This window comes from Micromonospora sp. NPDC049240, assembly GCF_040647835.1.
In the GTDB taxonomy this organism is placed as follows: Bacteria; Actinomycetota; Actinomycetes; order Mycobacteriales; family Micromonosporaceae; genus Micromonospora.
Map to the genome: position 1 here is coordinate 1 of NZ_JBEZCX010000042.1, position 9,533 is coordinate 9,533.

1 protein-coding gene is annotated in these 9,533 nt (G+C 69.0%); it reads left to right on the forward strand.

Going from position 1 to position 9,533, the window contains the following annotated elements:
* Positions 1 to 68: 68 nt before the first annotated feature.
* Positions 69 to 9,533 (forward strand): type I polyketide synthase (locus AB0B02_RS31745; RefSeq protein ID WP_357306755.1); only part of this gene is annotated, 9,465 nt, incomplete at its 3' end.

Below are 9,533 nucleotides of genomic sequence, written 5' to 3' on the forward strand. Positions count from 1 at the left end.
GTGAGGGCCTGGTGGTGGCGGGCACGCTGCGTCGTGACGACGGTGGACGCGAGCGTTGGCTACGGTCGATGGCCGCTCTGCACGTGGCTGGTGTCGCCATCGACTGGACCCCGACTTTTGCTGGTGACGTGCCCCGGCGCGTGCCGCTGCCCACGTACCCGTTTCAGCGTCAGCGCCACTGGTTTGCGGACACGCTGGCTGAGCCTCTTGGTTCCAGTGTCGCCTCGATCGGCCAAGCCCAGGACGCGGTCGAGCGCCGTGACATCAGCGCGGCTGCGTTTGGCCCTGCCGAGACCGAACGTTCCGCGAGGCGGGACGGTCCTGGTGAAGCCGGTGTGAGAGTCGAGCCGGCGGCCGGCGGCGGGTGGCAGCTGCTTGACCTGATCCGTATCCATGCGGCCGCCGTGCTTGGTCATGCGGGGCCGCAGGATGTCGACGCTGACCGGAGCTTCAGGGAGCAGGGCTTCGACTCGTACGCCGCCATCAAGATGTGTGACCGACTCGCCGCGGTGACAGGGCTGCGGCTGCCGACCACCCTGCTGTTCAACTATCCCACCCCCGTGAAGCTGCGGGAGTACCTACAGCGTCGGTTGGATGGGCTGTCTGAGCCGGCAACCGAACCGGTCGCTGTGGACACCGCGCTCGACGAGCCGGTAGCGATCGTGGGGATGGGATGTCGGTATCCGGGTGGGGTGGATGACCCGGACGGGTTCTGGCAGTTGCTGGTCGAGGGCGTCGACGCGGTGGGTGAGTTCCCCACGGACCGGGGTTGGGACCTGACAGCGCTGCACGACTCCGGCCGGCAACGCTCGCAGACCCGGTACGGAACGTTCCTCCCCGAGGCCGGCATGTTCGACGCGGGATTCTTCGGGATCAGTCCGCGGGAAGCCATGGCGATGGATCCGCAGCAGCGGTTGTTGTTGGAGGTTTCCTGGGAGGCGTTGGAGCGGGCCGGGATCGACCCGTCCGGGCTACGTGGGTCGGACACCGGCGTGTATGTCGGCCTCATGTACCACGACTACGCCATGCAGTTGGCGGCGAGCCCGGCCGAGACCGAGGGATACACGCTGACCGGGACCAGCGCAAGTGTGGCATCAGGGCGGGTGGCGTACACGCTGGGCTTGGAGGGCCCGGCGGTGTCGGTGGACACGGCGTGTTCGTCGTCCCTGGTCGCGGTGCATTTGGCGGCGCAGGCGTTGCGGTCGGGTGAGTGTTCCATGGCCCTGGCCGGCGGTGTCACGGTGATGGCCACACCGGGCGCGTTCGTGGAGTTTTCCCGGCAGGGCGGGTTGGCCGCCGACGGGCGGTGCAAACCGTTCGCGGACGCCGCCGACGGCACAGGTTGGGGTGAGGGCGTCGGGGTTTTGGTGTTGGAGCGGTTGTCGGATGCCCGCCGGCGGGGACATCAGGTGTTGGCGGTGGTGCGCGGCAGCGCGGTCAACCAGGACGGCGCCTCCAACGGGTTGAGTGCGCCGAACGGGCCGTCGCAGCAGCGGGTGATCCGTCAGGCCCTGGCCAACGCGCGGTTGTCGCCGGGCGAGGTGGATGTGGTGGAGGCGCACGGCACGGGCACCACCCTGGGTGACCCGATCGAGGCGCAGGCGCTGATCGCCGCGTACGGCCAGGACCGGCCGGCGGGGCAGCCGTTGCGGTTGGGGTCGGTGAAGTCGAACATCGGCCACACCCAGGCGGCCGCGGGCGTCGCCGGGATCATCAAGATGGTCCTCGCCATGCGGCACGGGCTGATGCCCAAGACACTGCACGTGGATACCCCGTCCACACACGTGGACTGGTCGACGGGATCAGTGCAACTACTGACCGAGGCCACGTCGTGGCCAGGTAACGGCCGGCCACGACGAGCCGGGGTGTCGTCGTTCGGGATCAGCGGCACCAACGCCCACCTCATCCTGGAAGAACCCGAACCGCTCGAAATCCCGGACGAGACCGAACCGTTCGAGTCGCCGCGGGACACACCGGCTGACCCGGCGGCCTCGGACCAGGAATCGGGTCATGAACCGGTCCCGCTGCCCGGTGGGGTGGTGCCGTGGCTGCTGTCGGCTAAGTCCGAGGTCGCGTTGCGGGCGCAGGCGCAGCGGCTGGCCGGGTTCCTGACCGACCGGCCTGAGGCCGAGCCGGTCGCGGTGGGGCGGGGGTTGGCGGGCCGGTCGGTGTTCACGCACCGGGCGGTGGTCCTCGGTCAGCACCGGTCGGTGTTGATGGATGGGTTGCGGGCGCTTGCCTCCGGTGGTCAGGCGTCGGGGGTGGTGACCGGAGTCGCTGGGGCCGGTCGGCTGGCGGTGGTGTTTTCCGGGCAGGGTAGCCAGCGCCTCGGGATGGGCCTGGGCCTGTACAAGGCGTATCCGGTGTTCGCTGAAGTGTTCGACCAGGTTTGCGCGTCCTTCGACCAGCATCTCGAGCGGCCGTTGCGGGACGTGGTCGCGGGTGAGCCGCAGCTACTGGACCAGACGATGTACACCCAGGCAGGACTGTTCGCGGTACAGGTGGCCCTGTACCGGTTGCTCGGCTCGTGGGGGGTGGCCCCGCAGTGTCTGGCGGGGCATTCGATCGGTGAGTTGAGCGCGGCTCATGTGGCCGGGGTGTGGGATCTCGCCGACGCGGTGGCGGTGGTAGCCGCCCGGGGCCGCCTGATGCAGGCGCTTCCTGCTGGTGGCGCCATGGTGGCGTTGACCGCCAGTGACACTGAAGCGCAGGAGTTGATTGCCGGGCACACCGATCTGGTAGGGGTGGCGGCGGTCAACGGCCCCCGCTCCACGGTGATCTCCGGTGACCAGACCGTGGTGTTGGACCTGGCACAACAGTGGCGAGACGCCGGCGGCAAGGCCCGGCAGCTGCGGGTCAGTCACGCGTTCCACTCGCCGTTGATGGAACCGATGCTGGCCGACTTCGCCCACGTGCTGACCGAGGTGGCCTGGCGGGAGCCGACCATCCCGGTGGTCTCCGGCACCCCCGACGCGGACGTGACCCAACCCGAATACTGGCTGACACACACCCGCCAGACGGTGCGGTACCACGACGCGGTGACCGCGCTACGCGAGCACGGCGTGGATGTCTTCCTCGAACTCGGCCCGGACGGCACCCTGACCTCGATGGCAGACACCGATACCCCGGATGCAGGGGTGTGGCTGCCAGCGATGCGCGCCGAACGGGACGAGCCGCAGACACTACTGACCGCGGTCGCTGGTATCCACGCGCACGGCGCGGCGGTGGACTGGCCGACACTACTTGTCACGAGTGCCGGTCCGGCTGAGGCCACGGGCGTGGGCGTGGCGGTGGGCGGGGCCATCGCGCTGCGGGCTGAGTTGCCTACCTACCCGTTTCAGCATCAGCGGTTCTGGCCGGCGGTGCGGGGTGTGTCGGTGCGGGGTGGCGATGGTGGGTTTGATGCGGAGTTTTGGCAGGTGGTGCAGCGGGGTGATGTGGCGGCTTTGGCTTCTGCTTGGGGGGTGGATGAGCAGGGTGTGGCTATGGTTTTGCCGGGGTTGGTGGCGTGGCAGCGGGCTCGTCAGGATCGGCGGCTGATTGACGCGTGGCGGTATCGGGTTGTGTGGGAGCCGTTGACCGGTGGTCCTGAAGCGGCGCTGAACGGTAGCTGGCTTGTGGTGTATGGCGCGGATCTGGCGGCTGATGAGGTCGGGTCGGGGTGGGTCGGGCGGGTCGAGCAGGTCTTGGTCGGGCATGGGGCGCGGGTGGTGCGGGTAGCTGTTGACGGCACCCGGGTGGGGGTGGCTGCGGCGTTGCGGGCGGTGGTGGCCGGGCCCGACAGGGCCGGGTGGGGTGGGGTGGTGTTCCTACCCGGTCGGGCGCCGGTGCAGGAGCTGTTGGCGTTGCTGCAGGGTCTGCACGACATCGACACGGGTAGCGACGCGGGGCGGGTGTGGGTCCTCACTCGTGGCGCGGTGGGCACGGGTCGGTTCGACGTTCCTGCTGATCCGGTGCAGGCTTTGGCGTGGGGTTTGGGTGTGGTCGCGGCGTTGGAGTATCCCCGCCGGTGGGGTGGTCTGGTGGATCTGCCGGTGGTGTGGCCTGAGGCGTCGCGGGACGCGGCTGCGGTGGCGCGGGTTTGTGCCGCGGTGCTGGCCGGGTGGAGTGGTCAGGATCAGGTCGCGGTGCGTGCGGGTGGTGTGTATGGGCGCAGGTTGGTGCGTGCCCGGGCGGAGGAGTCACCGCGGGTGTGGCAGCCTCGGGGCACGGTGCTGGTCACTGGTGGTACCGGTGGGTTGGGCGCGCACGTGGCTCGCTGGGTGGCCCGCAATGGCGCAGAACATGTGGTGTTGATGTCCCGCCGGGGCGTGGACGGGCCGGGTGTGGTCGAGCTGGTTGATGAGCTGACCGCTGGAGATCGGGTCCGGGTCAGTGTGCGGGGTTGTGATGTGGCGGATCGTGACGGGTTGGCCGCGGCCCTGAGCGGAGTGGGGCCGGTGGATGCGGTGGTCCATGCCGCCGGGATCGGTCAGCTCGCGTCCATCGACGACACCGACCCGGGGGTGGCGGAGCAGATCTTGGCGGCGAAGGTCGCGGGTATCCGTAACCTGCACGAGTTGTTGGTCGAGGGGTCTGAGCACCGGTTGGACGCGATGGTGTTGTTCTCCTCGAACGCCGGTGTGTGGGGTAGCGGCGGGCAGGGGGTGTACGCGGCCGCGAACGCGTTCCTGGACGCCTACGCCGCTCAGCAGCGTGCCCTGGGACGGCCGGTGACTAGTGTGGCGTGGGGCTTGTGGGCCGGCGAGGGAATGGCCGAGCAGGCTGACACCACACAGTTGCAGCGGCGTGGAGTACGCGGCATGGATCCGCAGCGGGCGGTGCAGGCCCTGGCCGAGGCAGTCGGTCAGGGTGAAGGCTTCCTCGCCGTCGCTGACGTGGACTGGACCCAGTTCACCCGAGCGTTCACCTCCGCACGCCCGAGTGCGCTACTAGCCGGCCTACCCGAGGCACAGACCGCCATCACCGACGCTGAACCCGGGCCATCCGACGATTCAGCACTGGCCACCGAACTGCGGACGTTGACCGGCCCGCAACGCCAGCAGAAGATCCTCGAACTGGTACGCGCCCACGCGGCCACCGCCCTCGGCCACGACAACGCCCAAGCAATCCCACCCGACCGGGCATTCCGCGAACTCGGCTTCGACTCACTCACCGCGGTAGAACTACGCAACCGGTTGGCCACCGCCACCGGACTGCCGCTACCAACCACACTGGTCCTCGACTACCCCAGTGCCCAGGTGTTGACCGACCATCTGACGGACCTGCTGCTGGGCAACAACACTGCCGCAGCCGCCACGCCAGTAGCGGCCCGCGCGGATATCGACGAACCGGTGGCGATTGTCGGGATCGGGTGTCGATACCCGGGTGGGGTGGATGACCCGGACGGGTTCTGGCAGTTGCTGGTCGAGGGCGTCGACGCGGTGGGTGGCTTCCCCATCGATCGGGGTTGGGATGCGGGGTATGACCCGGATCCGGCTCGGTCGGGAACCAGTTACGTCCGGGAGGGCGGGTTCCTGGCTGGTGCGGCGTTGTTCGACGCGGGGTTCTTCGGGATCAGTCCGCGGGAGGCTGTGGCGATGGATCCGCAGCAGCGGCTGTTGTTGGAGGTTTCCTGGGAGGCGTTGGAGCGGGCCGGGATCGACCCGTCCGGGCTACGCGGCTCGGACACCGGCGTGTATGTGGGCACGAACGGTCAGGACTACGTCTCGATGATTGGTGACGCGCAGACCGGCAGTGAGGGGCATCTCCTGACCGGTAACGCGGCGAGTGTCATGTCGGGGCGGGTGGCGTACACCTTGGGCTTGGAGGGCCCGGCGGTGTCGGTGGATACGGCGTGTTCGTCGTCCCTGGTGGCGGTGCATTTGGCGGCGCAGGCGTTGCGCTCGGGTGAGTGTTCGATGGCCCTGGCCGGCGGTGTGACGGTGATGGCCACGCCGGGGGCGTTTGTGGAGTTTTCCCGGCAGGGTGGGTTGGCTGCCGACGGGCGGTGCAAACCGTTCGCGGACGCCGCCGACGGCACAGGTTGGGGTGAGGGTGTCGGAATTCTGGTGTTGGAGCGGTTGTCGGATGCTCGTCGGCGGGGGCATCGGGTGTTGGCGGTGGTGCGGGGCAGCGCGGTCAATCAGGATGGCGCGTCGAATGGGTTGAGTGCGCCGAATGGTCCGTCGCAGCAGCGGGTGATCCGTCAGGCGTTGGCGAATGCGCGGTTGTCGCCGGGCGAGGTGGATGTGGTGGAGGCGCACGGCACAGGCACCACGCTGGGTGATCCGATCGAGGCGCAGGCGCTGATCGCCGCGTACGGCCAGGACCGGCCGGCGGGGCAGCCGCTGCGGCTGGGGTCGGTGAAGTCGAACATCGGCCACACCCAGGCAGCCGCAGGTGCCGCTGGGATCATCAAGATGGTCCTCGCGATGCGGCACGGCTTGATGCCCAGGACGCTGCACGTGGACGCCCCGTCGACACATGTGGACTGGTCGGCTGGCTCGGTGCAGCTGCTGACCGAGGCCACGCCGTGGCCGGTCAACGGGCGGCCACGACGGGCTGGGGTGTCGTCGTTCGGTATCAGCGGCACCAACGCCCACCTCATCCTCGAAGAACCCGAACCGCTCGAGATCCCGGAAGACGCCGAACCGTTCGAACCGCCGCAGGACACACCGGCCGAACTGGGCCAACAGTCGCCGGCGGTCCCGCTGTCGGGTGGGGTGGTGCCGTGGTTGTTGTCGGCTAAGTCTGAGGTGGCGTTGCGGGCGCAGGCGCAGCGGTTGGCGGGGTTCGTGGCCGACCGGTCCGAGGTCGGGTCGATTGCGGTGGGGCGGGCGTTGGTGGACAGCCGGGCGACCGGGTTCCCCTACCGGGGTGTGGTGCTCGGCCAGCACCGGTCGGCGTTCATGGACGGGCTACAGGCGCTGGCCTCCGGTGTCGAGGCGCCGGGGGTGGTTGCCGGGATCGCTGGGGCCGGTCGGTTGGCGGTGGTGTTTTCCGGGCAGGGTAGCCAGCGCCTCGGGATGGGTCTGGGCTTGTATGAGGCGTATCCGGTGTTCGCTGAGGTGTTCGATGAGGTCTGCGCATACTTCGACCAGCATCTTGAGCGGTCGTTGCGGGAGGTTGTTGCGGGCGAGGCGCGGTTGTTGGATCAGACGGTGTATGCGCAGGCGGGGTTGTTCGCGGTGCAGGTGGCGTTGTTCCGGTTGGTCGGTTCGTGGGGGGTGGTTCCGCAGTGTGTGGCGGGGCATTCGATTGGTGAGTTGAGTGCGGCTCATGTGGCGGGGGTGTGGGATTTGGCTGATGCGGTGGCGGTGGTGGCCGCGCGGGGTCGTCTGATGCAGGCGCTTCCTGCTGGTGGGGCCATGGTGGCGTTGACCGCCAGCGACGCCGAAGCCCACGACCTGATCGCGGGGCACACCGATCTGGTGGGGGTGGCGGCGGTCAACGGCCCCCGCTCGACGGTGATCTCCGGTGACCGGGATGTGGTGTTGGATTTGGCGCAGCGGTGGCGAGACGCCGGTGGTAAGGCGCGGCGGTTGCGGGTCAGTCACGCGTTTCATTCGCCGTTGATGGAGCCGATGTTGGCCGAGTTCGCCGACGTGTTGGGCGGGGTGGTGTGGCGAGAGCCGACCATCCCGGTGGTCTCGGGCACCCCGGGTGCGGACGTGACCGAACCCGGATACTGGCTGACGCATGTCCGCCAGACGGTGCGCTACGACGACGCGGTGAACGCGCTGCGTGAGCAGGGCGTGGGTGTCTTCCTCGAGCTGGGACCGGACGGCACGCTGACCTCGATGGCCGACCCCGACACGGACGTGTGGCTGCCAGCGCTGCGCGCCGAGCGCGACGAGCCGGAGACACTACTGACCGCGGTCGCCGGTGTCCACGTACACGGCGGGACCGTGAACTGGCCGGCACTGCTCGGCACGACCGCCGGTCGGCGGGCTGTGGAACTGCCGACCTATCCGTTCCAGCATCAGCGGTTCTGGCCACAGTCGGCGGTGGCCGGTGTGGGGGACGCTCGGGTCTTGGGGCAGGGTTCGGCTGATCATCCGTTGTTGCGTGCGGCGGTGTCGTTGGCTGATGGGGATGGGGTGGTGTTGACCGGCCGGTTGTCGCTGTCGGCGCAGCCGTGGTTGGCCGATCATGCGGTGTTGGGTTCGGTGTTGTTGGCGGGCACGGCGTATGTGGAGTTGGTGATGTACGCCGGGGACCAGGTGGGTTGTGCCTCCGTGGAGGAGTTGACGCTGCAGACCCCGTTGCTGTTGCCGGAGCAGGGTGGGGTGCAGGTGCAGGTGTGGGTCGGTGATCCCGGCCAGGATGGTCGACGGCCGGTCAACGTGTACTCCCGGACAGAAGGCGCGGAGGGTTCGTGGACTCGGCATGCCACGGGTGTGTTGAGCCCGCAGGCCGGCCGGGTGCCGTCCGGGTTGGGGCAGTGGCCGCCGGCCGGTGCGCGGCCGGTGGCGGTGGACGGCGTGTACGAGCGGTTGGCTGACGGCGGGTACGTGTACGGGCCGGTGTTTCAGGGTTTGCGGGCGGTGTGGCGTTCCGAGCGGGATGTGTATGCCGAGGTGACACTGCCTGAGCAGGACGCAGCGGACGGGTTCGGGTTGCATCCGGCGGTGTTGGATGCGGCGTTGCATCCGATCGGGTTGACCGGGCTGCTCGGTGGCGATGATGGCGGGGCGGTGTTGCCGTTCGCGTGGAGTGGGGTGCGGCTGCACGCGACTGGAGCTACCACGCTACGAGTCCGGCTCACACCCACCGACGACGGCGGTATCGCGGTGGCGGTGTTCGACACCACCGGCCAGCCGGTGCTGACCGCGGACTCGCTGGTGTTGCGACCAGTGACCACCGATCAACTCGCCGTCGGGATGCCGGATGCGGCGCAGTCGCTGTTCGCGGTGGAGTGGGTGCCGCTGCCGGACGCGGAGCTCGACACCACGCCGGCGGCTACCGAACCGGTCTGGGGATGGCATGGGCAGGTTGCTGGTGAGCTGCCCCCGGTGGTGGTGGCCGAGCTACCGGCTGCGGGCGATGCGGTGGGTGTTGTCGAGGCTACGCACGCGGCGAGCGTGTTGGTGTTGGGTTGGGTTCAGGAGTGGCTGGCCGATGCGGCCACGGAGGGTTCCCGGTTGGTGGTGCTCACTCGTGGCGCCACTGATGGTAGTGACTTGGCTGCGGCTGCGGTGTGGGGTTTGGTCCGTTCCGCGCAGTCCGAGCATCCCAATCGGTTCGTCCTGCTGGACCTCGACGATCACACCGACCCCGGCAGCGGACTAGGCAGACTCCTGTCGGCGGTGCTCGACAGTGACGAGCCGGAGATCGCGGTACGCGCCGGTGACCTGTACACCCGGCGGTTGACCCGAGCCGGTGGTACTGGCCGGCTATCCCTGCCTGGTCCTGAGCGGTTGTCGTGGCGTCTTGATGTGTCGGAGCCGGGCAGTTTGGACAACCTGGCGGTGCTGGATTGTCCGGAGGCGGTGGCGCCGTTGGCGGCTGGGCAGGTGCGGGTTGCGGTCCGGGCGGCGGGGTTGAACTTC